At 74.5% G+C, this 25,969-nt stretch carries 23 protein-coding genes; 13 read left to right on the forward strand and 10 right to left on the reverse strand.

All coding sequences use genetic code 11. The annotated features are described in order from the left end of the window. Positions 1–27: 27 nt before the first annotated feature. The 4 genes from V1J52_RS01495 to V1J52_RS01510 form a co-directional block, all read right to left on the reverse strand. Positions 28–1,233, reverse strand: coding sequence for a MarP family serine protease (locus tag V1J52_RS01495; RefSeq protein ID WP_330137668.1), 1,206 nt, complete (start codon positions 1,231–1,233; stop codon positions 28–30). A 162-nt stretch (positions 1,234–1,395) separates the two neighbouring features. Beyond that, positions 1,396–2,430 (reverse strand): endonuclease/exonuclease/phosphatase family protein, encoded by a 1,035-nt coding sequence (locus tag V1J52_RS01500; RefSeq protein ID WP_330137669.1) that lies wholly within the window; start codon positions 2,428–2,430, stop codon positions 1,396–1,398. A 117-nt stretch (positions 2,431–2,547) separates the two neighbouring features. Further along, positions 2,548–4,326: a glyoxylate carboligase gene (gene gcl / locus V1J52_RS01505; RefSeq protein ID WP_330137670.1), complete on the reverse strand. Its 1,779-nt coding sequence runs from the start codon at positions 4,324–4,326 to the stop codon at positions 2,548–2,550. 342 nt (positions 4,327–4,668) lie between these two features. Beyond that, the gene (locus tag V1J52_RS01510) at positions 4,669–5,085 is read right to left on the reverse strand and encodes a helix-turn-helix domain-containing protein (RefSeq protein WP_330137671.1); all 417 of its coding nucleotides are present in this window, start codon (positions 5,083–5,085) and stop codon (positions 4,669–4,671) included. 602 nt (positions 5,086–5,687) lie between these two features. Here V1J52_RS01510 and V1J52_RS01515 point away from each other — a divergent pair. The 6 genes from V1J52_RS01515 to V1J52_RS01540 all read left to right on the forward strand — a co-directional run bounded on the left by V1J52_RS01515 (position 5,688) and on the right by V1J52_RS01540 (position 12,981). Beyond that, positions 5,688–5,933, forward strand: coding sequence for a hypothetical protein (locus tag V1J52_RS01515; RefSeq protein ID WP_330137672.1), 246 nt, complete (start codon positions 5,688–5,690; stop codon positions 5,931–5,933). A gap of 11 nt (positions 5,934–5,944) precedes the next feature. Beyond that, positions 5,945–7,219: an FAD-dependent oxidoreductase gene (locus V1J52_RS01520; RefSeq protein ID WP_330137673.1), complete on the forward strand. Its 1,275-nt coding sequence runs from the start codon at positions 5,945–5,947 to the stop codon at positions 7,217–7,219. Positions 7,220–7,222: 3 nt separating this feature from the next. Beyond that, on the forward strand, positions 7,223–8,026 hold the full coding sequence (locus V1J52_RS01525; protein WP_330137674.1) for a HisA/HisF-related TIM barrel protein: 804 nt from the start codon (positions 7,223–7,225) through the stop codon (positions 8,024–8,026). A gap of 86 nt (positions 8,027–8,112) precedes the next feature. Further along, the gene (locus V1J52_RS01530) at positions 8,113–9,078 is read left to right on the forward strand and encodes a zinc-binding dehydrogenase (protein WP_443075706.1); all 966 of its coding nucleotides are present in this window, start codon (positions 8,113–8,115) and stop codon (positions 9,076–9,078) included. 50 nt (positions 9,079–9,128) lie between these two features. Continuing rightward, positions 9,129–12,236 (forward strand): amino acid adenylation domain-containing protein, encoded by a 3,108-nt coding sequence (locus V1J52_RS01535; RefSeq protein ID WP_330137676.1) that lies wholly within the window; start codon positions 9,129–9,131, stop codon positions 12,234–12,236. 76 nt (positions 12,237–12,312) lie between these two features. Next, positions 12,313–12,981 (forward strand): hypothetical protein, encoded by a 669-nt coding sequence (locus V1J52_RS01540; protein WP_330137677.1) that lies wholly within the window; start codon positions 12,313–12,315, stop codon positions 12,979–12,981. A 43-nt stretch (positions 12,982–13,024) separates the two neighbouring features. Here V1J52_RS01540 and V1J52_RS01545 read toward each other — a convergent pair whose 3' ends face one another. From V1J52_RS01545 to V1J52_RS01560, 4 genes are all read right to left on the reverse strand, one after another. Beyond that, complete coding sequence (locus tag V1J52_RS01545) at positions 13,025–13,720, reverse strand: hypothetical protein (RefSeq protein ID WP_330138090.1); 696 nt, start codon at positions 13,718–13,720, stop codon at positions 13,025–13,027. 179 nt (positions 13,721–13,899) lie between these two features. Further along, positions 13,900–15,357 carry a catalase gene (locus tag V1J52_RS01550; RefSeq protein ID WP_330137678.1) on the reverse strand — a complete coding sequence of 486 codons (1,458 nt, stop codon included), beginning with the start codon at positions 15,355–15,357 and terminating at the stop codon, positions 13,900–13,902. A gap of 158 nt (positions 15,358–15,515) precedes the next feature. Further along, positions 15,516–16,415 (reverse strand): 2-hydroxy-3-oxopropionate reductase, encoded by a 900-nt coding sequence (locus tag V1J52_RS01555; protein WP_330137679.1) that lies wholly within the window; start codon positions 16,413–16,415, stop codon positions 15,516–15,518. Positions 16,416–16,464: 49 nt separating this feature from the next. After that, complete coding sequence (locus V1J52_RS01560; RefSeq protein ID WP_330137680.1) at positions 16,465–17,310, reverse strand: TIM barrel protein; 846 nt, start codon at positions 17,308–17,310, stop codon at positions 16,465–16,467. Between the two features lie 161 nt (positions 17,311–17,471). Between V1J52_RS01560 and V1J52_RS01565 the strand changes: the two genes are divergently transcribed. The 7 genes from V1J52_RS01565 to V1J52_RS01595 all read left to right on the forward strand — a co-directional run bounded on the left by V1J52_RS01565 (position 17,472) and on the right by V1J52_RS01595 (position 23,396). Then, positions 17,472–17,738: a thiamine-binding protein gene (locus tag V1J52_RS01565; protein ID WP_330137681.1), complete on the forward strand. Its 267-nt coding sequence runs from the start codon at positions 17,472–17,474 to the stop codon at positions 17,736–17,738. Continuing rightward, complete coding sequence (locus V1J52_RS01570) at positions 17,735–18,127, forward strand: helix-turn-helix domain-containing protein (RefSeq protein ID WP_330137682.1); 393 nt, start codon at positions 17,735–17,737, stop codon at positions 18,125–18,127. Before V1J52_RS01565 ends, V1J52_RS01570 begins: the two co-directional genes overlap by 4 nt. 110 nt (positions 18,128–18,237) lie before the next feature. Then, on the forward strand, positions 18,238–18,744 hold the full coding sequence (uraD, locus tag V1J52_RS01575; protein ID WP_330137683.1) for a 2-oxo-4-hydroxy-4-carboxy-5-ureidoimidazoline decarboxylase: 507 nt from the start codon (positions 18,238–18,240) through the stop codon (positions 18,742–18,744). Between the two features lie 3 nt (positions 18,745–18,747). Beyond that, positions 18,748–19,170: a hydroxyisourate hydrolase gene (gene uraH, locus V1J52_RS01580; RefSeq protein WP_330137684.1), complete on the forward strand. Its 423-nt coding sequence runs from the start codon at positions 18,748–18,750 to the stop codon at positions 19,168–19,170. Positions 19,171–19,178: 8 nt separating this feature from the next. Next, positions 19,179–20,126 carry a factor-independent urate hydroxylase gene (gene pucL / locus V1J52_RS01585; RefSeq protein WP_330137685.1) on the forward strand — a complete coding sequence of 316 codons (948 nt, stop codon included), beginning with the start codon at positions 19,179–19,181 and terminating at the stop codon, positions 20,124–20,126. A 172-nt stretch (positions 20,127–20,298) separates the two neighbouring features. Further along, a complete protein-coding gene (locus V1J52_RS01590; protein ID WP_330137686.1) occupies positions 20,299–21,684 on the forward strand; it encodes an 8-oxoguanine deaminase in 1,386 nt (461 codons plus the stop codon). Between the two features lie 245 nt (positions 21,685–21,929). Further along, positions 21,930–23,396 carry a nucleobase:cation symporter-2 family protein gene (locus V1J52_RS01595; protein ID WP_443075678.1) on the forward strand — a complete coding sequence of 489 codons (1,467 nt, stop codon included), beginning with the start codon at positions 21,930–21,932 and terminating at the stop codon, positions 23,394–23,396. A 54-nt stretch (positions 23,397–23,450) separates the two neighbouring features. Here the strand turns inward: V1J52_RS01595 and V1J52_RS01600 are convergent, their stop codons facing one another. Then, complete coding sequence (locus tag V1J52_RS01600) at positions 23,451–24,068, reverse strand: DUF1707 SHOCT-like domain-containing protein (protein WP_330137687.1); 618 nt, start codon at positions 24,066–24,068, stop codon at positions 23,451–23,453. 250 nt (positions 24,069–24,318) lie between these two features. Further along, positions 24,319–25,941, reverse strand: coding sequence for a malate synthase A (gene aceB / locus V1J52_RS01605; protein WP_330137688.1), 1,623 nt, complete (start codon positions 25,939–25,941; stop codon positions 24,319–24,321). Between the last annotated feature and the right edge of the window lie 28 nt (positions 25,942–25,969).

The raw sequence follows: 25,969 nt of genomic DNA on the forward strand, positions 1-25,969 counted from the left end.
GCGGCAGGACCGGGCGCACGGCAGGCCCTACGAACCGCTGCGGGCCGCCCGGTCGCCGGTGTCCACCGCGCTGGTCGCCGTGCCGCCCACCTCGGCGGCGCGGCGCACCTGCCCGGTGGTCAGCGCGTACCCGGTGTCCGGGTCGCTGGCGGAGCGGGCGAAGATCACCCCGGCGACCTCCCCGTCCGGCGTCAGCAGCGGGCCGCCGGAGTTTCCCGGCCGCACCGTGCCGCGCAGCGGGTGGATCTCGCGGGTGACCACGCTCGTCCCGTAGATGTCCTGGCCCCGGGCCGGCACCTCACCGGCGACGGTGGCCGCGCGCAGGTCGAGCCCGCCGTTGCCCGGATACCCGGCCACCACGGCCGGATCGCCCCGGCCGGTGTCCGCGGCGAACTCCAGCGCCGGGGCGTCCAGCCCGGCCACCCGCAGCACCGCAACGTCGGTGTCCGGGTCGAAGTACACCACCGTGGCGGGCAGCGCGCCCCCCACCCCGCCGACCGCCACCGTGGGCCGGTCCACCCCGGCCACCACGTGCGCGTTGGTCATCACCCGCTCCTCGGCGAAGACGAAGCCGCTGCCCTCCTGGCCCTGCCTCCGGCCGTCCACCACCGCGACGCCCGTCACCTTCACCGAGCTGCGCTGCGCCGCGGCGGTGGCCGCCTCCGTCACCGCGTCGCCGGCCGGCTCCGCCACGCCGGTCACCGGTTCGTTCTCGAAGGGGTTGAACACCTGGGGGAACCCGGCCGTCGTCAGCGCGTTCGTGGCCCGGCTGAACCACGTCGGAGCCTGCTCGGGCATCCGGTCGTGCACCGTCTGGAGCACCCGCGATTCCCGGATGGCCTGGTTCATCTGCGGCGACGGCGAGGTGACCAGCGCGCTCGCCGCCATCCAGGCCACCAGCGGCAGGGCCACCGCACCCGCGAGCGCGCCCCCGAGGGCGTCCAGCCGCCGCACCGGGGAGCGGCGCAGCGACCCGCGCAGCGCCCAGCCGAGCCGGGACAGCAGGGCGTGGCCGACGCCCGCGGGCAGCAGCACCGTGGCGACGGCCACCGCCGTCGCGGCCGTGGTGCCGCGCTCGACCAGATCGAGGGTGAAGGGCAGCAGCCACACGCCGACGACGGCACCGCCGGCGAACCCCGCCAGCCCCAGCACGGCGACCACCAGCCCCCGCTGGTACCCGGCCACCGCGAACGCCGCGGTGGCGAGCAGCAGCACGACGTCGAGCAGATTCACGACCGTCCCCTTTCGCCCATGCGCCCCCGAAGCCCTGCGTACCGGCCGTCTGCCCGTAAAACGCCACCGGACCCCTGTGCGGTTCCCGTACGCCCGCATCCGCCGGTCCGCCGGGGCGTCCGGCGGGCGGCGCGGCGGTGCGCTGAACGGCCGTCCGGCCCTTCAGTGCACCTGGACGTCGGTGAGCAGGGCGCGGTGGTCGGTGCCCGGCAGGTCGAGGAAGCGCGCGTCGACCGGGACGAGGCGCTCGCTGAGCAGGACGTGGTCGATCTGCGCGCCGAACGGCGGCGCCGTCGCCGACGGCCAGGTGGGGGTGCGGGAGTGGCCGAGCAGCCGGGCGCTGTCGCGCAGCCCGGTGTCCAGTACGGCGCGGAAGGCGGCGTGGTCCTGGGTGGCGTTGAAGTCGCCCGCGATGACCGTGCGCACCTCCCCGCGGTCCTCGGCGGCCCGCCGCACGGCGGCCAGCTCCTCGCGCCAGGCGGTCATGGAGCCCAGCCGCGGCGGCATCGGGTGCACCACCTGGACGCGCACCGGCACCCCGCGCACGTCCGCCACCGCTCCCGGCATCGACAGGACGCCGGGGATCTCGCCGGAGTCGCTGAGGGGGTACACGCTGAGCAGCGCCGAGCCCTCGGCCGGTCCGCTGCCCGCGATCACCCGGTAGGGGTACGTCTCGCGCAGTGCGGACGTCTCCAGCGCCGCGGCGCAGCGCCGGTCGCACTCCTGGACGGCCACCAGGTGCGGCCGCTCCCGGCGCAGCACGTCGAGCAGGGCGCCGGTGGCCTGGCCGAACTCCAGGTTCGCGGTCAGCACGCGCACCTGGGCGTGCGGCGCACCGGGCGGTGCGGCGCGGTCGGGGCCGTACGGCTGGACGAACCACGCGGTGGCCGCCAGCACCGCCACGGCGCCGCACGACAGCAGCGCCCGCCGCGCCAGGAATCCGCACGCCAGCGCCAGCCAGCCGGGCACCAGGAGCCACGGCAGGAACGCCAGGAGCTGGGGGAGCGGGGCCGGGCCGTCCACGTCCAGGGCCCGCGCGGCCAGCACGGCGGCGGCCGGGACCAGCGCCACCGCGCCGCACGCGGTGAGGACGCGGCGCCGTCCGGCCCGCCCGGGCCGCCGCCGGGCGGCCGGATCGGACGCCTGCCTCGGCACCGGTGTGGCGGTTGTCTGCTCGTCGTACTCCTGTGTCCGCACCCCCCGATCGTGCACCATGGCCGTGCCGGGACCGCGCACCTCACGCCAACGCGCCGCCCGGGACGCGCCGCGCGGGGGCGGGCCGCGCGGGGGCGGCCCGCCGTCCCGGCGCCGGGGTCAGGCGATCGGGGTGATCGCGGTGGGTGCGTGCGCCGCCTCGGTGGCCAGTTCCTCGAACTCGTTCACCTTGTCGATGTCACTGCCGCTCATGGCGATGTTGGTGACGCGCTCCAGGATCGCCTCGACGACGACCGGCACCCGGTGCTCGGCGGCGAGCTTGCGGGCCTGCTCGAAGGCCGCGCCCAGCTCGCCCGGGTCCGTGACGCGCAGGGCCTTGCAGCCCAGCCCCTCCGCGACCTTGACGTGGTCCACGCCGTAGACGCCCAGCTCCGGGGAGTTGATGTTCGCGAACTCCAGGCTGACCTGGAAGTCGATGTCGAACATCCGCTGCGCCTGCCGGATCAGCCCCAGGTAGGAGTTGTTCACCAGCACGTGCACGTAGGGGATGCGGTGCTGCGCGCCGACCGCCAGTTCCTCGATCATGAACTGGAAGTCGTAGTCACCCGACAGGGCGACGACGGGGGCGTGGGGGTCGGCCGTGGCGACGCCCAGCGCGGCCGGGACGGTCCAGCCCAGCGGGCCCGCCTGGCCGCAGTTGATCCAGTGGCGCGGCCGGTAGACGTGCAGCATCTGGGCACCGGCGATCTGCGAGAGGCCGATGGTGGAGACGTAGCGCGTCTCGGGGCCGAAAGCCCTGTTCATCTCCTCGTAGACGCGCTGCGGCTTCATCGGGACGTCGTCGAAGTGGGTGCGGCGGTGCAGGGTGGCCTTCCGCTCCCGGGCGGCGGCGGCCCAGGCGCCGCGGTCCTTCAGCCGTCCGGCCGCCTTCAGCTCCCGCGCGACCCCGGTGAACAGCTCCAGGGCCGGCCGGGCGTCCGAGACGATGCCGTAGTCGGGGGCGAACACCCGGCCGATCTGGGTCGGTTCGATGTCGACGTGGACGAACGTCCGGCCCTCGGTGTAGACGTCCAGCCCTCCGGTGTGGCGGTTGGCCCAGCGGTTGCCGACGCCGAGGACGAAGTCGGACTCCAGGAACGTCGCGTTGCCGTACCGGTGCGACGTCTGGAGCCCTACCATGCCCGCGTTCAGCGCGTGGTCGTCGGCGATGGTGCCCCAGCCCATCAGCGTCGGGACGACCGGGACGCCGGTCAGCTCGGCGAACTCCACCAGCAGCGCGGAGGCGTCCGCGTTGATGATGCCGCCGCCCGCGACGATCAGCGGGCGCTCGGAGGCGTTGAGCATGGCGATGGCCTTCTCGGCCTGCCTGCGCGTCGCGGCCGGCTTGTGCACGGGCAGCGGTTCGTACGTCTCGGGGTCGAACTCGATCTCCGCGAGCTGCACGTCCAGCGGCAGGTCGATCAGGACGGGGCCGGGGCGGCCCGAGCGCATCAGGTGGAACGCCTGCTGGAAGGCGCCGGGCACCTGCGCGGGTTCCAGGACGGTCATGGCCATCTTGGTGACCGGCGCCGCGATGGACTGGATGTCGACCGCCTGGAAGTCCTCCTTGTGCAGCCGGGCGGTCGGCGCCTGGCCGGTGATGCACAGGATCGGGACGGAGTCCCCGAGGGCGGAGTACAGGCCGGTGATCATGTCGGTGCCCGCCGGGCCCGAGGTGCCGACGCACACGCCGATGTTGCCCGCCCTGGCGCGGGTGTAGCCCTCGGCCATGTGGGAGGCGCCCTCGACGTGCCGGGCGAGCTTGTGCTCGATCCCGCCGCTGGCGCGCAGGGCCGCGTAGAACGGGTTGATCGCCGCGCCCGGCACGCCGAACGCGGTGTCCGTGCCTTCACGCTTGAGGATCTCAACTGCCGCACGGGCGGCGGTCATACGAGGCATTCGGTGCTCCTGGTGAACCTGGGGCTCTCGCGGGAGGGCGGCGAGGCCGGATGGCCGTGGCGCCGCCACGGCGGACAACTTCCGTGATGTGGAATAAATGTTCTGAGATGTGAAATCAATGTAGGAGGGTGGCCGGTGGCCGTCAACCCCGGCCGGGGCCTGGGGAGGGCAAGGGGAGAAGCCAGGGGGGCACGCGGACCGGCGGCGGCCGGTTGCTCCGGGACCTGCGGGCAGAAGTGCCGGTCACGGCCTTCGGCGAGGCCGCGCCCGGCACGGCGTGATCCGCCGTCAGGCCGGCCGCCGTCCGGCCGGTGCGGCGCCGCCTCGCGGGCCCCCGGTGGATCAGTGCGCGCCGCCGGGGGGTTCGTGCGGGCCCGGGGGGCCGGAGGCCCGGCGTCCGGGAGGGCCGCCCGCCGCGTCCCCCGGGGGCGAGGTGCCCCGGAGGAAGCGCACGATCGCCTCGGCGCGTCCGGCGACGCCGAGTTTGCGGTAGACCGGGTGCAGGGTGTTCTTCACCGTGCGCTCGGTGATGCCCAGCCGCCGGGCGATCGCCCGGTTGGACATCCCGGTCAGCAGGAGGGCGAGGATCTCGTGCTCGCGCGGGGTCAGGTCCCGGCGCCACTCGGCTCCGCCTGGCGGGGGAGGGGCGGCGCTCCCGGCTCCCGGGGGCCGGGCGGACCCGAGCGGTGCCGGGGCCGCGTCGACGGCTGCCTCCAGCAGCCACAGCAGTTCGCGGAGTATGCGATCGATCTCCCGCACCGCCGTGAGGATTTCCCGCAGCAATTCCGGATCGGGGCAATCGGAGGAGTGTCGTTGCTCTTCGGACACGCGTGCCTCCACTTCCGCGCACACCGGGCACGGCGGCGCAGGCGGTGAACCGTCCTCGTGATCGCGTGCGGTGGCCGCGCGTCTGAGCGGCCCGACCGGCGGGAGGTGTGCCCGTGTCCTACCCGGAGCGCTCACGGTGAAAGCGTCGGGAACGGGTCAGCCCCACCACGCCTTCCCCAGGAAGCCCGCAGACCTCCGCCAACCCCGTCGCCACCGCCGGTGGTTCCCCGCGCGGCGCCTACGCAGGGCCCCACCCCGGGGCGCCCTGCCCGCCACACCCCTCCCCGCTCCGGCCAGCCGCCGTCCCGGCGGTGACCCACCGCCGTCCGGGCCGCCTGCCGCCTGCCATCGTGCGGGATTACCGAAAGCCGTCCGTATTCCGTTCGTCTTCCCTGGCCCGGGGCTTTCGGCAAACCATAGGTACCGGGGACTCCTCCCAAGGTACCGGTGGTATTTCGGTATGCGCGGAAAAGGTGCGGGAACTCGCCGCCGCATGCTCGAAATCCCCTTACACACCCGGGAAATGATCGCCTGTGACGCACCATCCAGCCCGCCGTGCCGGTCTCCTCATACCGGCGCAGCGGGGGAAGCCCGCGCAGCGGCCCGACGCCCTGCTCACCGTCGCCGGGCGCCAAGGACCGGCGGGCACCGGCGTGCCACGCCGGGTCGTCCCGGCCGGACTGCTGCGGGCGGGCCCGGACGGGTTCCGGCGGCTCGCCGCCCGCAGGCCACAGGCCGCGGCCGCCGGAGCGGGCACGCCCGCCCCGGCGGCCGGATGAGGCGGGCGGCGATGCGCGTCGGAATCGCCGGAGGCGGGCTCGCGGGGCTGACGCTGGCCTGGCTCCTGGAGGGCTGCCACGACGTCGTGCTGCTGGAGGCGCGGCCCCGGCTGGGCGGCAACGCCGAGTCGGTGACCGTGCGGAGCAACGGGCACACACACGGGGTCGACCTCGGCGTGCGCGAGACCGCACCCGGTTCCTTCCCCGTCTGGCGCCACGTCGCCACCGAGGCCGGGCTCACCGCCGGCGACCTGGTCACCTCTCCCGCCACCCGGACGCTCTCGCGGGCCCGCGCGCCGGAGCCGGCGTGGGTGTCACCGGCCGGGTCCGGCGCCGACGGGCGGCCGGTGACGCCGCGGGGCCCGGTGCGGCGGGCCCTCGCCCGGTTCGTGACGGAGGCCGCACGCTGGGAGGCCGAGGAGATGGGCTGGGACGTCACCCTCGGCGAGCTGGTGGAGACGTGGCCGGGGCACATCCGGTCCCACGCGGACCTGCTGTACGCGCTGCCCGCGTCCGTCCACGGCTGCACGCTCCAGGAGACCCGCGGCCTGTCCGCCCGTGCCGTGGGCGCCCAGTTCGCCGGTCCCGAGCCGAGCGAGGAGCGGGCCCCGGAGGTCACGTACCTGCGCGGCGGCACGGGCACGCTGGTCCACGCGCTGGCCGGGGACCTGCGAGCGGCCTCCGTGCGGGTCGGCACCCCGCTGCGCGCGGTCACCGCGGACGGCGAGGGCTTCGCGCTCGTCGACGCGGTCGGCGGCGTGCACGCCGTGGACGCCGTGGTGCTGGCGCTGCCCGCGGACCGGGCGCGTGAGGCGCTCACCCCCCTGGCCGGGGCGGAGGAGTCACGCACCGCGCTGGCCGCCGTCCCCCACCGGAGTCTGACCTACGCGCTGCACCGCGACCCCTTCGGCATGCCCGCCGACCGTGCGGCGTGGTCGACGAGCAACACCGCGGTGCACGACGGGTGGAGCGAGACGACGACGTGGTACGGGCCGTCGTCCGGCGCCGACCTGTTCGTCAGCCAGCTCACCCACCGTGCCGGCCGGCCGCGGCAGGAGCTGGCCCGCTCCAGCTACCGGACCGTCCTGCCCACTCCCGGGGCGGTCCGCGCCCGGAGCCGGCTGGCCGCCGCACCCGGTGCGCGGCGACTGTTCTTCGCGGGCCACTGCACCACACCGATCGACACCCAGGAGGCGGCAATGGCCTCCGCCGTCGCCGTGGCCGAACGGCTGGCGCCCGGCGCCGGCCGGCTGCGGCGGCTCCGGCACGACGTGGAAGGCGGCTGAACGATGACCTACGGCAGTACTCCCCCCGACTCCCGGACCCGGTGGGCCGAGGCGGTGGTCCCCTGCATCGACGTCAGCGCGGGGCGGGCCACCGAACCGGCCGGCCACCCCGGTCTCCGTGACCCCCTGGACGTCGTCGCCATCGCGCGCGACTACGCCCGCGACGGCGCGGCCACGCTCTTCCTCGACGTCCTGGACCCGTGGGAGGACACCGGTTACCTGCCCGGCCTGCTGCACGAGCTGGGGAAGACCGGCCTGGCGCCGTTCGTCTCCGTGCAGCAGGGCGTCCTGACCTCGCTCACGGCGTGCGAGAGGCTGCTCGCGGCGGGCGCGGCCAAGCTCTCGGTGAGCACCAGCATGGCCGAGGAACCCGGCCTCGTCGCCTCGGCCGCGACCGAGTTCGGCGGCCACCGCCTGCTCGGCGTCCTCAACTGCGCGGCCGACGGGCACGGCGGGTGGCGCGTGCTCGTCCACGGCGGCGACACCCCCACCGGCCTCCAGGCCACGGACGTGGCACGCCGGTACGGCGAGCTGGGGCTGGCGGGCATCCTCGCCAACAGCGTGGACCGGGAGGGCACCTCCGCCGGGTACGACCTGGAGCTGACCGGTGCCGTGGGCCGGGCGTCCGGCCTGCCGGTGATCGCCTCCGGTGGCGCGGGCGCGGCCGAGCACCTGGCCGCCGCGCTGGACGCGGGTGTGGCCTCCTACGTCCTGGTCAACAAGCTGGTGCACTCGGGGCGGGCGACGATCGCCGCACTCGCGCAGGCGTTGCACGCCGCGGGCCCGGGGGAGGGGGACGGGACGTGAGGGCGCTGGTGTTCGCACGCCACGGCGACCCCCTGCGCGTGCTGCGGAGGGTGGAGGCGGCGTGCCCGGTACCAGGGCCGGGAGAGGTGCGGGTGCGTGTCACGGCACGCCCGGTCAACCCCTCCGACCTGCTGTTCGTGCAGGGCCGCTACGGCCGCCGGGCCCGGTTCGCCACTGACCCGGAGGCGCCGGACGGGCAGCGCGGGCGGGACGCGCGGGGCGGACCGGACGGCGGTGCCCCGGCCGGCGCCCCGGGCTTCGAGGGCGCCGGGGTGGTCGACGCCCTGGGCCCGGGCACGTCCGGACCGCCGCCCGGCACCCGGGTGGCCGTCGCCGCCGACGGCACCTGGCGCAGTTACGTCTGCGCCCCGGCCGCCGCCGTACTGCCGGTGAGCGAGCGCATGCCCCTGGACGTCGCCTGCCAGCTCACCGTCAACCCGTTCACCGCCCGCCTCCTGCTCGACGACCTCGGACTGCGCGACGGCGGCACGGTGCTGCTGACCGCCGGCGCGTCCGCTGTCAGCCGCATGGTCGCCTGGCTCGCCCGCCGGCGCGGCGTGCGCTGCTTCGCCGCCGTCCGGCGGGCGGAGCACGTCCCCGCGCTGGAACGCGGCGGCGCCGTCCCGCTGCTGACCGGCACGGAGAACGACCTGGCCGACCGCGTCCGTCAGGCCACGGACGGCCGCGGGGCGGACGCCGCGCTGGACTCCGTGGGCGGAGCCGTGGGCGGAGCCGCGCTGCGCTGCGTGCGCCCCGGCGGCCGGTTCGTCTCCTACGGCATGCTCTCCGGCCGCCCGCTGTCCGTGCCGCCCGAGGCGCTGATCTTCCGCCGGGTGCGGGTGCGCGGGTTCTGGCTGCCGGAGCGGCTGGAACGGCTGGAGCGGCAGGGGACGGCGGCGGTGCGGCGCCTGACGGACGAGGTCGGCGCCGAGGTGGCCGCCGGGCTGCCGGGCCTGGAGGTGGCCGCCCGCTACGACCTCGACGCCTACGCACTCGCCCTGGAACACGCCACGCGGCCGGGCCGCACCGGCAAGGTCCTGCTCACCGGCTGACCGGCACCGCCCGCCCCGGCCCGTCACACCCCACCACGGAAGGCCCGCCCATGCCCGACACCGGCCAGCCCGCCCACCGCGTGCCCGAGCACGTCCGGCGGTGGAACGCCACGGCCACCGACTACCCGCGCGACGCGCTCCTGCCCACCCTCTTCGCCGAGCGGGCCGAACGCGACCCCGACGCCCTCGCCCTGCTCTGGCCCGGCGGGCGGTGGACCTACCACCAGCTCCAGCAGCGCGTGCGCCGGACGGCGGCCCACCTGCGCTCCCGGGGCGTGGGCGACGGCGACACCGTGGCGATGCTCCTGGAGCGCTCCCCGGACGCCGTCGCGGCGGCGCTGGGCATCCTCGAAGCCGGCGGCGTGTACCTGCCGCTGGACCCCTCCCACCCGGCCGCGCGCCTGACCGCGGTCCTGGAGGACTCCGGGGCCGGCCACGTGATCGCCCCGCCGGACACCGGCCTGCCCGCCACCGCCGCGCTCGTCACGCCCGACGAGGCGGCCGCCCACCCGCTGCCGCCCCGCGAGGCCCGGTGGACCGGCGGGCGCAGGGCCACCGACGCCGCCTACATCGTCTACACCTCCGGCTCGACGGGGACGCCCAAGGGCGTGGTCTGCACCCACCGGGGCCTGGTCCGGTTCGCCGCGGCGGACCACCCCTCCGTCCCGGGGCCCGGCGAGCGGCTGCTGGCCACCACCAGCCCGGCCTTCGACGTCTCCTGCTACGAGTTCTTCTGCACCCTGCTCAACGGCGCCTGCCTGGTGCTGCCCGAGCCCGACGCGCTGCTCGACACCAGGGCGCTGAAGGAGACGCTGCGGCAGCAGGGGATCACGGTGGCCTGGCTGAGCGCCGGCCTGTTCCACCAGCACGCGCAGGCGGCGCCCGGAATGTTCGCCGGCCTGCGGTGCCTCATGGCGGGCGGCGACACGCTCAGCCGGTCGGCCGTCCAGGCGGTGCTCGACCACGGAAGCCCGCGCTACCTGGTCAACGGGTACGGGCCGTCGGAGAACGCCGTGATCAGCGTCAGCCACGTCATCGAGGAACTCGCCCCGCACGCCGAACTCGTCCCCATCGGACGGCCGCTGCCTGACACCACCGCCTACGTGGTGCGCCACGACGGGCGCCTCGCGGCCGTCGGCGAGGAGGGCGAGCTGTGGCTCGGCGGCGACGGTGTGGCGCTGGGCTACCTCAACGCCCCGGAGAAGACGGCCGACCGCTTCCCGCCCGACCGCTTCGGTGACGACCCGGACGGCCGGCTCTACCGCACCGGCGACGTGGCGCGCTGGCGCGCGGACGGCGTCCTTGAGTTCCTCGGCCGCCGGGACCGGCAGGTGCAACTGCGGGGCTTCCGCGTGGAACTCGAGGAGATCGAGAACGTACTGAGCACCCACCAGGACGTACGGGAGGCGGCGGTCGACGTGCTCGGCGAGGGCGGCGGGCAGCGGCTGGGCGCCGCCGTGGCGTGCGCACCGCAGACGGACACCGCGGCGCTCGTCCACCAGCTGCGGGAGCACGCCCGTGACCGGCTCCCGGCCTACATGGTGCCCGCGCGGATCGTGGCCACGGCGGAGCTGCCGCTGACCACGAGCGGCAAGGCCGACCGGGACCGCCTGCTGGCCCTCGTCACCGAGCGGGACGACGCCGGCCCCGGCGGGGACGCCCCCCACGGCGGTGCGGAGGAGACCGCCGCCCACATCTGGCGCGAGCGGCTCGGCACCGACGCGGTGGGGCGGGACGACGACTTCTTCGCGCTGGGCGGCACCTCGCTGCTGGCCACCCAGGTCGCCGCGGCCACCCGGCGGCACTTCGGCATCCCCGCGGAGCGCAGCACGGAGCTGGTCCGCAGCCTGCTGGACAACGCCACCCTCGCCGCCTTCACCGCGCGGGCCCGCGAACTGGCCGACCCCGGCGCGGAACCGTCCGGCGCGGCCGGCCGGCCCGACTTCGCGGCCGAGGCGCGCCTCGGTCCCGCCCTGCGGTTCTCCGCGCCAGAGACCGCCGCGGAGGTGCCGGGACGGGTCCTGCTGACGGGCGGCACGGGCTTCCTCGGCGTCCACCTGATCGACCGGCTCGTCCGCGCCGGGGCCGACCGCGTCTACTGCCTCACCCGGGCCCGGGACGCCGCGGAGGGCGCACGCCGGATCGCGGCCCGCATGCGCCGCTACGGCCTGGACGCCTCGGTGTGCGAGGACCGCGTCGTCCCCGTGCCCGGCGAGCTGGCCGAGCCGCACTTCGGGCTGGCCGACGCGGACTGGGACGCCCTGGCCCGCGCCTGCGACGTCGTCGTCCACGCCGGGAGCAGCGTCAACTTCGCCTACCCGTACCAGGCTCTGGCCCCGGCGAACGTGGGCGGCACCCGCACGGTCCTGGAGCTGGCCGGCACCCACCGCCGCAAGCCGGTCCACCACATCTCGACGATCGACGTCATCGCCGGCTTCGGCACCGCCGGGGTGCGGCACGTCAGCGAGGACACCCCGCTCGACCACCCCGAGCGGCTGTCCCTGGGCTACACGGAGACCAAGTGGGTGGCCGAACGCCTGGTGCGGCAGGCGGCCGGGCGCGGACTGCCCGTGGCGGTCCACCGCCCGTACGAGATCACCGGTGCCGCCGACGGGGGCGTGTGGAACACCGGCACGATGATGTGCGCGCTGTTCCGCACGATCGCCGAGAGCGGCCTCGTCCCCGACATCCCGCTCCCGCTGGACTTCGTGCCGGTGGACTACACCGCGGACGTCATCACCCGCGTCATCACGCACGGGAAGCCCGACGGCCGCGTCCACCACCTCACCAACCCGCGCGCCGCGCGGCTGGACCTGCTCGCCGAACGGCTGCGCGCCATGGGGTACCGGGTCGGGAAGGTGCCCTACGGCACCTGGGTGGATACCGTCGCCCAGCGGTCCGCCGAGGACCCGGAGCACCCGATGGCCCCGTACCTCCCCATGCTCACCGAGCCCGCCCACGACGCGGGCATGTCGGTCATGGAGATGTACCTCGCGGACACCTTCCCCGCGTTCGACCGGGGCAACACCGAGCGGGCGACGGCCGGGAGCGGGCTGGAGTGCCCGCCGGTCGACGCCCGGCTGATCGACCTCGGCCTGCGCCACCTCCGCGACGTCGGCTACCTGCCCCCGCCCGGAGCGCGGACGCCCGCGCACTGACCGCGGCACACCGCCGCACGTCCCACGCCCGCCACCGCGCCGTCCGGAAAGAACGGCGCAGGAAGAAGGGAAACCCATGACCACCACACACCACCTCGCCGGTATCGAGCGGGCCGTCGCGGAGGTCGAGCGCCTCCGTGACCTCCACCCCGTCGGCAACCCGCTGCCGGAGACCGTCGGACAGGGCACAGACCCCACCGTCCACCTGCGGCGCCTGGTCGCCATCGAGATGCAGTGCCACGCGGCCGAACTCGTCGCCTACGGCACCCTGACCGCCCGCTTCCACAGCGGCGCCGCCCCCGGCTTCTGGCTCGCCCTCGGCCGGCTCGTCCAGGACGCGACGCCCAAACTGCGCGAGGCCGCCCGCGCCCTGGGCATGACGGAGGCCGACTGGACGCGGTGGCCCGCCGAACGCGGCGCCTACGCGTACAACGGCGCCCTGTCCTGGGTGGCTATGACCGGCGGGCAGGCGGCCGCCGCCCTGGCCGTGCACACCGACATGGCCGTCTACTTCCCCGGAGGTATGGCGGTGGTCCGCCGGCTGCGGGAGGCGGGAGCCGACGTGCCGCAGGAGTTCACCTCCTACTACGACGACCCCGGGGACGACGCCCTGCGCGAGCTGGCGCTGGAGGTCGGGCAGGAGGGCCTGGACCGCGGCGACGACCCGGAGGAAGCGGTGTTCCACGCCCGCCGCACCGAGGAGGCCATCGGTGACATCTGGAGCACGGCGGCGCTCAGCTCCTGACGCCGGGTCACCGTGCCCGCGGGCGCCGGGGCGTGGGAGCGGCTCACGCCCCGGTGCGCGCCAGGCGTTCCGCCGGGCCGTTGACCGGCTGCGGGGTGCCGGTGAGATCGAGGGCGAACAGCGGCAGCGCCAGCTGCTCCGCGCGGGTGCGGGCTTCGGCGGCGTACCCGGCCAGGGCGAAGCAGACGGCGGTGACGGACGCGTGCATGCCGGTGATCCACACCGTCTCGACGGCGTCGGCGGCCGTCGGCGTCGTCGTGGGGTCCACCCGGGCGACGACCAGGGGTCCGCGCAGGTCGATGCCGGACGCCGGCGGGCTCTGCGCGGCCCGCACGTCGGTGAAGCCCAGCCAGCGCAGGTAGTGCGCGGCGGCCAGCACCGCGTCCCTGGCGGTGCGGATGGTCACCGGCGTGAACGCCGGGCGGTACGGGACGGACTCCTGGGGCGCGGGCGCGGCGGGCGGTACCGCGCCGGTGCGCCTGCGGTCCACCGGAAGCGCCAGCAACGCCCCGCACGAGCAGCCGAGTTCGGGCTGCGGCCACTCCTCGTCACGGCCGCAGCCGGTGCAGCGGACCGCCACCCACGAACCGGCCCACGTACGGTGCCGGATGGGCAGGGGCACGCCGCCGGGCAGCATCGGCAGGGCGACGGGGGCGCCGCACGGGCAGGGGTAGACCGGCGGGGTGTACAGGTGCTCGCGCCGGCACACCGGGCAGCGCACCGGCCCGTTACCCGTCATCTCCGCCATCCGCCCATCGTCCCCCACGCCGCGCCGCGGCGGGGGCGATTCGCGCGAACAGCTCCGCAGCGGCCCGGTACCGGTCGGGCCGGGGGCGCGGACGCGGGTGTCCCGTACCGCGCGGCCACCCCTCGTCCACGGGCCGGCGGTACGGGACGGCGCTCGGGCCGACCTCCCTGTCAGCCTTCGCGCAGCTCGCGCACGGCTTCCTCGACGCGCGTGCCGTAGTCCGGATCGGCGGCGTGGAAGTGGGCGAGGTTCCTCTCCACGACGTCGTCGCGGGTCACCTGGGACAGGCCGCCGGCGATGTTCGCCACCAGCCGCTGCCGTTCCTCGTGCGACATCAGCCGGTACAGCTCCCCGGCCTGGAAGAAGTCGTCGTCCTTTGGGTGTGCCGGGCTCGCGTGGGTGCCGGTGTGGCCGGACACGGCCAGTGGCGCGGTGAGCGCCCGGCCGCTCTCCACGGGCCCGCCGTAGGAGTTGGGCTCGTAGTTCTTCGCGTGACGGCCCTGGCCGCCTGCGGCCATCAGCCCGTCGCGGCCGTAGGTGGCGGCCTCCGTCGCCCGGGGCGCGTTCACCGGGAGCCGGGTGTGGTTGACGCCCAGCCGGTAGCGGTGCGCGTCGGCGTAGGCGAACAGCCGCCCCTGGAGCATCTTGTCGGGTGACGGCCCGATGCCGGGCACGAAGTTGTTCGGCGAGAACGCCGCCTGCTCGACCTCGGCGAACACGTTGTCGGGGTTGCGGTCCAGCACGAGGCGGCCGACCCGCTGGAGGGGGTAGTCGGCGTGCGGCCACACCTTGGTGAGGTCGAACGGGTTGAACCGGTACCCGTCGGCGTCGGCGGCGGGCATCACCTGGACGTGCAGCGTCCAGGAGGGGTGCACGCCGCGCTCGATGGCGTTGAGCAGGTCCGCCTGGTGGCTGTTGGCGTCGCGGCCCGCGGTCTCGGCGGCCTGCTCGCTGCTCAGGCAGCGGATGCCCTGGTTGGTCCTGAAGTGGTACTTGACGAAGAAGGACTCCCCGGCCTCGTTCGTCCACTGGTAGGTGTGCGAGCCGTAGCCGTTCATGTGCCGGTAGGAGGCGGGGATGCCGCGGTCGCCCATGAGCCAGGTGATCTGGTGGGTGGCTTCGGGTGCGTGCGCCCAGAAGTCCCAGATGTTGTCGGCCTCGGGCTTGCCCGTGAAGGGGTCGCGCTTCTGGGAGTGGATGAAGTCGGGGAACTTCAGCGGGTCCTTGATGAAGAACACCGGGGTGTTGTTGCCGACGAGGTCGTAGTTGCCCTCCTCGGTGTAGAACTTCACCGCGAATCCGCGCGGGTCCCGCACGGCGTCGGCGCCGCCGAGGTTGTCGGCCACGGTGGAGAACCGCACGAAGACCTCGGTGCGCTTGCCGACCGTGCCGAGGAACGCCGCCCGGGTCAGGCCGGTGACGTCGTCGGTCACCTCGAAGTGGCCGTAGGCGCCGGAGCCGCGGGCGTGCACGACGCGCTCGGGGATGCGCTCCCGGTTGAAGCGGGCCAGCTTCTCCAGCAGGTGCTGGTCCTGGATCAGCAGGGGGCCGCCGGCCCCGGCGGTGGCGGAGTTCTGGTTGTCGGCGACCGGGGCGCCGGACTCGGTCGTCAGCGTGGGCTTCGGCATGGTGACCTTCCGTGACGGAGCGCGGAAGCGGCTTCCGCGAGGGGGAGCGTAGGGACGGCTGCGACAACACGTCAACAGTTTGTTGAAATCCGGGTGGCGGCGCCTGGGCGCGACAGGACAGGTTGTCGGCGCCGCCACCCGGGGACCGGGGGCCGGGGTCAGGCGGCCTGGTGGCCGGAGAGCCGCTCGACGGCGCGGAGCAGCGCGGAGTGGTCGAGACCGCCGTCCCCCTGGGCGCGCAGGGAGGCCACGAGCTGTGCGACGACGGCACCGGCCGGCAGGGCGGCGCCCACGCTGCGGGCGGCGTCGGTGACGATGCCCATGTCCTTGTGGTGCAGGTCGATGCGGAAGCCCGGCCGGAAGTCGCGCTCGATGAAGTTGTCCTTCTTGCGGGTCAGCACGGTGGAGCCGGCCAGCCCGCCGTTCAGGACCTCCAGGGCGGCGCCCAGGTCCACGCCGGACTTCTCCAGGAAGACGACGGCCTCGGCGCACGCCTGGAGGTTGACGGCGACGATGAGCTGGTTGGCGGCCTTCACCGTCTGGCCCGCGCCGTGCGGCCCGCACAGGACCACCGTGGTGCCCAGCGCGTCGAAGACCGGCCGCACCCGGTCGAAGTCGGACCGCTCGCCGCCGGCCATGATGGACAGGGCGGCCTCGACGGCGCCCGCCTCACCGCCGGAGACGGGTGCGTCCAGCACCGCGAGGTCCTTGTCCGCCTCGGCGGCGGCCCGCGCCACCGCGACGGAGGTCTGCGGGGTGATCGAGGACATGTCGATGACCGTGGCGCCGCGCCGGGCGTGGGCGATCACGCCGTCCTCGCCGAGCAGGACGGCCTGCACCTGCGGGTCGGCGGGGACCATGGTGATGATCACGTCGGCCTCCCGCACCGCCTCGGCGATCGAGGCGGCCGCGGTGCCGCCCGCCGCCGCGAGCCGGTCCAGCTTCTCCTTCTCCAGCGTGAAGCCGGTGACCTGGTACCCGGCCCTGACCAGGTTCTCGGACATGGGGGAGCCCATGATGCCGAGGCCGATCCAGGCGATCTTGGGAAGGTTGCTCATGACAGGTGTGCCTTTCGGTGCCGTACGGACGTGGGGGCGGGGCGGCGGCTCAGGACGCGGGGGCGGGCCGCAGCGCGGCGGGCAGCCAGGCGAAGGCGCCCGGGCTCGGCCGGTCGCCGGGCTTGTACTCCAGGCCGACCCACCCGTCGTAGCCCGCCTTCCGCAGCCGGCCGAGCAGGGCGGCGCAGTCCAGCGCGCCGGTGCCGGGCGCGCCGCGGCCCGGGTTGTCGGCGATCTGCACGTGGCCGGTGACGGCGGCGTACCGGTCGATCACCTCGCCCAGGTCCTCGCCGTTCACCGACAGGTGGTAGAGGTCCATGAGGAACTTCGTGTTCCGCAGGCCGGTGGCGGCGTTGACCTGCTCCGCCACCTCGACGGCCGACGCCGCGCTCACCAGCGGGTACCGCGGCGACTCCGGCCGGTTCAGCGCCTCGACCAGCACGGTGGCCCCGATGCGGTCGGCGGCGCGGGCGGCGAGCGCGAGGTTGGTGAGGGCCAGTTCGTCCTGGACGGCCGGGTCCACGCCGTCCACCCGGTTGCCGTACAGGGCGTTCAGCGCCCGGCACCCCAGCGACGCGGCGAAGCCGGCGGCGACGTCGACGTTGGCGCGGAACCGCTCCGACTCCTCGCCCGGCACCGAGAGGGCGCCCCGGTCCGGGCCCGGGAGCTGCCCGGCGTAGAAGTTCAGCCCGGTCAGGCGGGTGCCCGCGTCGTTCAGGGCGGTGCGCAGCGCGTCCAGCTCGGCCGCGTCGGGCGTGGGGGCGGAGACCCACGGCCACCACAGCTCCACCGCGGTGAAGCCCGCGGCGGCGGCCGCCGCGGGCCGCTCCAGCAGCGGCAGCTCGGTGAAGAGGATCGAGAGGTTCACAGTGAAGCGCGTGTCCGTGTAGCCCATGAGGGGAGACCCGCTCCTTCCGTATTGCGGAAGTAATTTTCTATCTTGTGGAAGACTGCAAGGGTTTCGACGGCGCTGTCAAGAGGTGCGTCCGAATTGCGGGCACCTGCGCCCCCGCCCGGGGGGATGGCGGTCGCCGCGCGGCGCGATACGTTGAGCCGGTGCGATTGAAAGTGGAGTTCACGACCGAGCCGTTCGACCTGGAGGAGGCCCCGCCGCACGCGGTCGTCGCGCGGGAGGTCGTCCAGCGCGCCGGACTCGACGCCGTCGACGTGGGCCCGTTCGGCAACACGGCCGAAGGGGCGGCCGACGAGGTACTGGCCGTGGTGCACGAGATGCTGCGCCGCACCCTGGACGCCGGGGCCACGCGCGTGTCGTTGCAGGTCAACCTGCTCGACGCGGACGACCGGGAACCCGGTGACGCGTGAGCGGCCCGGGTGAGCACCCCTTCACGGCGGCCGTCAAGCCGCTCGTCGACGCCATGGGCGGCGAGATCGTCGCGCCGGAGCAGGCGGCGGAGGGCGACGTGGTCCTGGCCTGGGACGGAGAGGACGTGCTCGCCGTCCGGCTGCCCCACCTCTCGGAGTCGCTGAACCACATCCTCGCGGGCCTGGAGCGCAGTCACGGCAGGCCGCTCAGCGAGCTGGACCGCAAGAGCAAGCAGCGCGTCGTGCGCCTCCTGGAGGGCCGGGGCGCCTTCTCGGTGCGGCACGGCGTGGAGACGGTCGCGAGCGCGCTCGGCGTCAGCCGCTTCACTATCTACAACTACCTGAACCGCGAGAACGCCGGGCCCGGCGGTTCCCGCTCGCGGAGCTGAGCCCGCCAGGAGGGGATTCGGCGAGAAGAATTCAACAAAGTGTTGACGTGGTGTGGCCCGGGAGCTTAGCTGTTCCCAGCCCGAACAGCACCACGGCCACGGAGGCTCCCGTGACTTCCAGTACGGCACCGGGGCTGACCCGGTTCAACACCGCCGAGGAGGGCACCGCCCGCGCGGCGCTCCACGAGATCTGCGCCGCCACCGCCTGGGTGGACGCGATGCTGGCCCGGCGCCCGTACCCCGACGCGGCGGCCCTGTTCACCGCGAGCGACGCCGCCACGGCGGAGCTGGGCGCGGCGGACCTGGCCGAGGCGATGGCCGGCCACCCGCCCATCGGCCGCCCGGAACCCGGCGACCCGGCGTCCTCGCGCGAGCAGCGGGGGATGGCCGCCGCCTCCGGGCGGCTCAAGGCCGAGATGCTCGAACTCAACCTGGCCTACCAGGAGAAGTTCGGGCACGTCTTCCTCATCTGCGCCACCGGGCTCACCGGCGAGCAGATGCGCGACGCGGTCCGCGAACGGATCGGCAACACGCGGGACGGGGAGCGGGAGAACGTCCGCACCGAACTGGTGAAGATCAACCGCATCCGGCTGACCCGCCTGGCGCAAGGAGCCTGAACCATGAGCACCACGACGACCGCATCGGTGTCCACGCACGTCCTGGACACCAGCGCCGGACGTCCGGCCGCGGGCGTCGCCGTCCGGCTGTCCGTCCGCGCCGGCGCGGACGGAAGCGGCGGCCCGGCCGCGTGGGCCGCGCACGGCGCGTCGCACACCGACGCCGACGGGCGCTGCACGGACCTCCCGGCGCTGCCGGAGGGCACCGCCCACGCACGGCTCGTCTTCGAGACCGAGCCGTACTTCTCCACCCCGCAAGCCCCGCAGACCCAGCAAGCCGAGGAACAGCAGGACGCCCCCCGCGCAAGGGACAGCGGTGCCTTCTTCCCCGAGGTGGCGATCGTCTTCGCCGTGACCCCGGGCGAGCACTACCACGTACCGCTGCTGCTCAACCCGTTCGGCTACTCCGTGTACCGAGGGAGCTGACACCCGACATGACCGCCACGTCCCGCCCGGCCCGTCCCACCCTGCTCGGCCAGAACCAGTACGGCAAGGCGGAGAACCGCGTCGTCAAGATCACCAGGGACGGCGACACCCACCACATCAAGGACCTCAACGTCTCCGTGGCCCTCTCCGGGGACATGGAGGAGGTGCACTACTCCGGCTCCAACGCCAACGTGCTGCCGACCGACACCACGAAGAACACCGTCTTCGCCTTCGCCAAGGAGTACGGGATCGCGTCGGCCGAACAGTTCGGCATCCACCTCGCCCGGCACTTCGTGCAGTCGCAGGAGCCGATCCGGCGGGCACGCATCCGGATCGAGGAGTACGCCTGGGACCGGATCGCCACCTCCGACAGCGCGGCGCGCTTCATCGGCGCCGACGAGGTGCGCCACTCCTTCGTCCGCAACGGCCGGGAGACCCGCACCGCGGAGATCACCTACGACGGCGAGAGCTGGCAGGTCCTCACGGGGCTGAAGGACCTCACCGTCATGAACTCGACCAACTCCGAGTTCTGGGGATACGTGAAGGACAGGTACACCACCCTCAAGGAGGCGTACGACCGCATCCTGGCCACCCAGGTCACCGGCGTGTGGCGGCACAACTGGACGAGCGACGAACAGCGCGCGCCCCACTGGGAGCGCAGCTACGCCCAGGCCAGGCGGCACCTGCTGGAGGCGTTCGCGGAGACGTACTCCCTCTCGCTCCAGCAGACCCTGTACCAGATGGGCGCGCGCGTCATCAACGCCCGCAGCGAGATTGACGAGGTCCGCCTCTCGCTGCCGAACAAGCACCACTTCCTGGTGGACCTGGAGCCCTTCGGGCTGGAGAACGACCACGAGGTCTACTACGCGGCCGACCGGCCGTACGGCCTGATCGAGGGCACCGTCCTGCGGGACGGAGCCGAACAGCGCATCCCGGTCGACGTGACCAACCCGTAGGCCCGGCCCGGGGCCGCCCAGCGGGCGGCCCCGCCGCACCCCGACGCACGCGCCGGCGTCACCACCGGGGAGGGCGGGGGCATCTGCGCAGCACCACGGCGGACTCGGTCGGCACCCCGCTCGACCCCCCGGGTCCGCACCCGACGGACGGGAAGCAGAGAGGTACATCCCCATGGCCGGTACAGCAGCCGAACGCATCGTCATCGAGAACTGCGCCATCGCCACCGTGGACGCCCACGACACCGAGTACGCCCCGGGGCACGTCGTCGTCGCGGGCAACGTCATCGAGTCGGTGGGGGCGGGCGCCGCCCCCGAGGGCCTGGCGCACGTCGTCCGCCGGATCGACGGCAGCGGCCACCTGGCCACGCCGGGCCTGGTCAACACCCACCACCACTTCTACCAGTGGCTCACCCGGGGCCTGGCCCAGGACTCCAGCCTCTTCGACTGGCTGGTCGCGCTCTACCCCACCTGGGCGCGCATCGACGAGGAGATGGTCCACGCGGCGGCCCGGGCCTCCCTGGCCATGATGGCCCGCGGCGGCGTCACCACCGCCATGGACCACCACTACGTCTTCCCGCGCGGCGCCGGCGACCTGCTGGGCGCCGAGATCCGCGCGGCCCGCGAGACGGGCGTGCGCTTCACCGCGGCGCGCGGCTCGATGGACCGCGGCGTGTCGGACGGCGGGCTGCCGCCGGACTTCGCCGTCGAGACGCTGGAGGGCGCGCTCACCGCCACCGAGGCGGCCATCGACGCCCACCACGACGCGTCCTTCGGGTCGATGCTGCACATAGCCGTCGCGCCCTGCTCGCCGTTCTCCGTCTCCACCGACCTGCTGCGCGAGGGCGCCCTGCTGGCCCGGCGCAAGGGCGTGCGGCTGCACACCCACGGCTCCGAGACGGTCGAGGAGGAGGCGTTCTGCCACGAGCTGTTCGGCATGGGCCCGACCGACTACTTCGAGTCCACCGGCTGGCTCGGCGAGGACGTGTGGATGGCGCACTGCGTCCACATGCGCGACTCCGACATCGCCGCCTTCGCCCGCACCGGCACCGGCGTCGCGCACTGCCCGTCCTCCAACGCCCGCCTGGCCGCCGGGATCGCCCGGGTGCCCGACCTGCTGGCGGCGGGGGCGCCCGTGGGCCTCGGCGTGGACGGCACCGCGTCCAACGAGTCCGGCGAGCTGCACACGGAACTGCGCAACGCCCTGCTCGTCAACCGCCTCGGCAGCCACCGCGAGAAGGCGCTGACCGTCCGGCAGGCGCTGCGCCTGGGCACCTTCGGCGGCGCCCAGGTGCTCGGCCGGGCCGCCGAGACCGGCTCCCTGGAGCCGGGCAAGCTCGCCGACCTGGTGCTGTGGAAGCTCGACGGCATCGGGCACTCCTCCATCGCCGACCCGGTGGCCGCCCTCGTCCTGGGCGCCGCCGCCCCCGTCACGCTCTCCCTCGTGAACGGCCGCGCCGTCGTCGAAGACGGCCGCCTCACCACCGTGGACGAGGACGCCATCGCCCGCAGCGCCCGCGACCAGGCCCGGCGCCTGGCCGAGACCGCCGCCGCCTCCTGACACCCGGGGCCGCACGGCCCCGTCGCACTCCGGCCGGGAGGGACGGCTCCCGGCCGGTGGTTCAGGGTCCGAGCGGGGCCCTGAACGAACGGCCGGAGCGGGGGCGCGCCCCTACGCGTGCGCGCCCCCGCTCCGGTACCCACCCCTCGTCCCGTGCACCGCACCCCCCACTCACGCACCACCATCCGCACCTCCCTGAAACCCTCGCCGTGCCCCAGCGGCGCAGTAACCGACAGGAGGACCGAGTGTCCGCTAGGCCCGGTACCCGGAACGACGGCAGCCCGCCCCACGACCGCGAGCAGGACGCGGACCCGGGCGCCCCCCATCCCGTGGACGAGGTCCTGTCCCCGTGGAAGATGCTCACCAGCGGCCTCCAGCACGTGGCCGCGATGTACGCCGGAGTGGTGGCCGTGCCGCTGGTCATCGGCGCGGCGGCGGGGCTCGGCCCGGCCGACACCACCCTGCTGATGAGCGCCAGTCTCTTCACCGCGGGCATAGCCACCCTGCTCCAGACCCTCGGTGTCTGGAGGATCGGCGCCCGGCTCCCGTTCGTCAACGGGGTGTCCTTCGGCGGGGTGGCCGCCATGACCGCGATCATCGCGGCCGAGGGCGGCAGCGGCGGGCTGCCCGTCATCTTCGGCGCCGTCATCGTCGCCGGACTGCTGGCCTTCGCCATCAGCGGCTGGTTCTGCAAACTCGTGCGCTTCTTCCCGCCGGTCGTCACCGGCAGCGTCATCACGCTGATCGGCCTCTCGCTGATGCCCGTCGCGTTCGGCTGGATCGCCGACGGCGGCGGGGACGGGGACGGAGGCGGAGGAGGGGACGGCGGCGCTCCCGCGGCGAACATCGGGCTGGCGGCCCTCGCGCTGGTCATCACTCTCGCCGTCCGGCGCTACGCCCGGGGCTTCCTCCAGTCGGTCGCCATCCTCGTCGGGCTCGTCGCCGGAACGCTGGCGGCGATCCCGCTGGGCATGACCGACTTCGCCGGACTGGGCGACGCCGGTCTCGTCGGTTTCCCGACCCCGTTCCACTTCGGACCGCCGCAGTTCTCCCTCGCCGCCATCGTCTCGATGTGCATCGTGATGCTCGTGATCATGACCGAGTCGACGGCCGACATGATCGCGCTGGGCCGGATCGTCGACAAGCCGGTGGACGAGCGGGTCATCGCGGCGGGACTGCGCGCCGACGCCCTCGGCAGCGCCGTCGCCCCCGTCTTCAACGGCTTCGCGGCCAGCGCCTTCGCGCAGAACGTGGGGCTGGTGGCGATGTCCCGGGTGCGCAGCCGCTACGTGGTCGCGGTCGGCGGCGGCATCCTCGTGGTCCTGGGCCTGTGCCCGGTCGCCGCGGCCCTCGTCTCGGCGGTGCCGCTGCCCGTGCTCGGCGGCGTGGGCGTCGTCCTGTTCGGCACGATCGCGGTGAGCGGCGTCCAGACGCTGGTGCAGGCCGGGCTCGACCAGGGCGACAACGCCCTCATCGTCGCCGTGACCCTCGGCGTCGGGCTCGCCCCCGAGATGGCGCACGGCTTCTACGCGCAGTTCCCCGACGGCGCCACCATCATCCTGGACTCCGGCATCAGCACCGGATGCGTGCTGGCCGTCGTGCTCAACCTGGTCTTCAACCACCTGCGGTCCCGCAGGGCCAAGGCCCCGCACCGCGGACTCCCGCCGGACGGCACCCACCTGACCCCCCGCGCGACGGCGGAACTGCACTAGGGCCCGCGACGCCCGGAAGCTGTTCCCCGTTGGCCGGCTGCTTGGCGGAAGACTCTACGAGGGCGCCGGGTTGTCGCGCAGTCTGCGCCGTTCCCAGCGGTTGGGGTGGCGTATGACGACTCCCGCCATGCCCCCGGAGCCGGTGTGCCGGACCAGCGGGGTCCCCGGGAGCCGGTCGGGAGTGGTCTTGTCCCGCAGACCGCCGACACCGGGGTCCATGCCGCCGGTGTCCGCGGCCCAGGCGTCGGGGATGACGATCGTGACACCGGCCATCTCCCCGTACGCCTCCACCGCGACCTCGGTGAGGCGGCACTGCGCCCGGGAGAAGTCGACCTTCACGCCGCCCATGCCGCCGCGCGCGACCACGCGCCCGGGCACCTCCCAGCGCCCGGGGCCCCGGGACGCGCCGTGCATGCCGCCCTTGAGCACCAGCGGCGGCTGGCTCTCCGGGGGACTCGGCCGGGGCAGGTCGGCGGTCAGGACGGCCAGCTCGGCGTAGGTCCTGGACGTCAGCGCCTGCTCCAGGCGCGCGTCCAGCTCGTCCAGCCCGATGCGTCCCTCGGCCGCCGCGTCGCGCAGCCGCTCCACCACCGCTTCCCGGTCGTCGTGGGAGGCGCGCAGCTCTGCTGGGGGAACGGGGGGCACAGTGGGCTCCGGCGGCTGGGCAGTCATGGCCACAAGAGTAAGCAGTCACCGCGCCGAAGGCACCACGTGATCCCACGCGGCCAGTGGGCCAGGCCCTGCCGCGCTCTCGTCTTCGGCCCCGGCGCGTGGGCCGCGTTCGAGGGGAGCGTGCTGCGCGGTGAGTTCAAGCAGGCGTAACCCACGTCGTGCGAGCGGCGTTCCCCCCCGCTCGGGCTGACGGGGAGGGGCCCCGGCCCGCCCTGGGGCGGGCCGGGGCTTTTGGCGGTGCGTCGCGGGGTCAGGGCAGCAGTTCGTACGCGGGCAGGGTGAGGAACTCCGCGTAGTCCTCGTCCAGCGCGACGCGCAGCAGGAGGTCGTGCGCCTGCCGCCAGCGTCCCGCCGCGAACGCCTCCTCGCCCAACTCCGCGCGGACGGCGTCCAGTTCGTCGGCGGCGATCTCGCGGACGAGTTCCGCGGTGGCCGTCCGCCCGTCGGGGAAGACGACGCCGGCGTTGACCCACTGCCAGATCTGGGAGCGGGAGATCTCCGCCGTGGCGGCGTCCTCCATCAGCCCGAAGATGGCCACGGCGCCCAGCCCGCGCAGCCACGCCTCGATGTAGCGCAGCCCGACCTGGACGGCGTCCACGAGTCCCTGGTACGTCGGCCGGGCGTCGAGCGAGTCGATGGCGGTCAGGTCGCCCGCCGTGACGCGCACGTCCTCGCGCAGCCGGTCCTTCTGGTGCGGCCGCTCGCCGAGGACGGCGTCGAAGGAGGCCCGTGCCACGGGGACGAGGTCGGGGTGGGCGACCCAGGAGCCGTCGAACCCGTCACCGGCCTCCCGGTCCTTGTCGCTGCGGACCTTCTCCAGCGCGCGTTCGTTGGCCTCCTGGTCGCGCCGGTTGGGGATGAACGCGGCCATCCCGCCGATGGCGTGCGCGCCGCGCTTGTGGCACGTGCGCACCAGCAGTTCGGTGTAGGCCCGCATGAACGGCGCCGTCATGGTCACGGCGTTGCGGTCCGGGAGCACGAACGCGGCGCCGCCGTCGCGGAAGTTCTTCACGATGGAGAAGAGGTAGTCCCACCGCCCGGCGTTCAGCCCGGAGGCGTGCTCGCGCAGTTCGTAGAGGATCTCCTCCATCTCGTAGGCGGCGGTGATCGTCTCGATGAGGACGGTGGCCCGCACCGTGCCGCGCGGGATGCCGAGGTAGTCCTGGGCGAAGACGAAGACGTCGTTCCACAGCCGCGCCTCCAGGTGCGACTCGGTCTTCGGCAGGTAGAAGTACGGCCCCTTGCCCGCGTCCAGCAGCCGCCGCGCGTTGTGGAAGAAGTAGAGCCCGAAGTCGACGAGCGCGCCCGGCACGGCGCGTCCTCCGGCGCGCAGGTGCCGCTCGTCCAGGTGCCAGCCGCGCGGTCGTGTCACCACGGTCGCCAGTTCCGCGTCCGGCCGCAGGGCGTAGGACTTGCCCCGGGCGTCGGTGAAGTCGATGCGGCGCTCGTAGGCGTCGATGAGGTTGAGCTGGCCGCCGACGACGTTCTCCCAGGTGGGCGCGGAGGCGTCCTCGAAGTCGGCGAGCCAGACCTTGGCGCCGGAGTTGAGCGCGTTGACGGTCATCTTGCGGTCGGTGGGACCGGTGATCTCCACCCGGCGGTCCTCCAGCGCGGCGGGTGCGGGGGCGACCTGCCAGTCGCCGTCCCTGACGTGCGCGGTGTGGGGGAGGAAGTCCAGGGTGCCGGTGCGGGCCGTCTCGGCCCTGCGTTCGGCGCGGCGGGCCAGCAGTTCGTCGCGGCGCGGGGTGAACCGCTCGTGGAGCGCGGCGACGAACGCGAGCGCCGCCCCGGTCAGCACCTCGTCCTGCCGGGCGGGCGCCCGGCCGGGGTCGACGTCGACGATGGCCAGCGGTGACGGCGCTGGTGCGGACATGGGCTGTCACTCCTTCGGAACGTGCCGC

This window comes from Streptomyces solitudinis, assembly GCF_036323765.1.
Classification (GTDB): Bacteria; Actinomycetota; Actinomycetes; order Streptomycetales; family Streptomycetaceae; genus Streptomyces.

Bases quoted from the DNA above. Each gene is read 5' to 3' on its own strand.
- gcl (WP_330137670.1), bottom strand. From the start codon at position 4,326: ATGCCTCGTATGACCGCCGCCCGTGCGGCAGTTGAGATCCTCAAGCGT.
- V1J52_RS01520 (WP_330137673.1), top strand. From the start codon at position 5,945: ATGCGCGTCGGAATCGCCGGAGGCGGGCTCGCGGGGCTGACGCTGGCC.
- V1J52_RS01525 (WP_330137674.1), top strand. From the start codon at position 7,223: ATGACCTACGGCAGTACTCCCCCCGACTCCCGGACCCGGTGGGCCGAG.
- V1J52_RS01535 (WP_330137676.1), top strand. From the start codon at position 9,129: ATGCCCGACACCGGCCAGCCCGCCCACCGCGTGCCCGAGCACGTCCGG.
- V1J52_RS01540 (WP_330137677.1), top strand. From the start codon at position 12,313: ATGACCACCACACACCACCTCGCCGGTATCGAGCGGGCCGTCGCGGAG.
- V1J52_RS01545 (WP_330138090.1), bottom strand. From the start codon at position 13,720: ATGACGGGTAACGGGCCGGTGCGCTGCCCGGTGTGCCGGCGCGAGCAC.
- V1J52_RS01550 (WP_330137678.1), bottom strand. From the start codon at position 15,357: ATGCCGAAGCCCACGCTGACGACCGAGTCCGGCGCCCCGGTCGCCGAC.
- V1J52_RS01555 (WP_330137679.1), bottom strand. From the start codon at position 16,415: ATGAGCAACCTTCCCAAGATCGCCTGGATCGGCCTCGGCATCATGGGC.
- V1J52_RS01560 (WP_330137680.1), bottom strand. From the start codon at position 17,310: ATGGGCTACACGGACACGCGCTTCACTGTGAACCTCTCGATCCTCTTC.
- uraH (WP_330137684.1), top strand. From the start codon at position 18,748: ATGAGCACCACGACGACCGCATCGGTGTCCACGCACGTCCTGGACACC.
- pucL (WP_330137685.1), top strand. From the start codon at position 19,179: ATGACCGCCACGTCCCGCCCGGCCCGTCCCACCCTGCTCGGCCAGAAC.
- V1J52_RS01590 (WP_330137686.1), top strand. From the start codon at position 20,299: ATGGCCGGTACAGCAGCCGAACGCATCGTCATCGAGAACTGCGCCATC.
- V1J52_RS01600 (WP_330137687.1), bottom strand. From the start codon at position 24,068: ATGACTGCCCAGCCGCCGGAGCCCACTGTGCCCCCCGTTCCCCCAGCA.
- aceB (WP_330137688.1), bottom strand. From the start codon at position 25,941: ATGTCCGCACCAGCGCCGTCACCGCTGGCCATCGTCGACGTCGACCCC.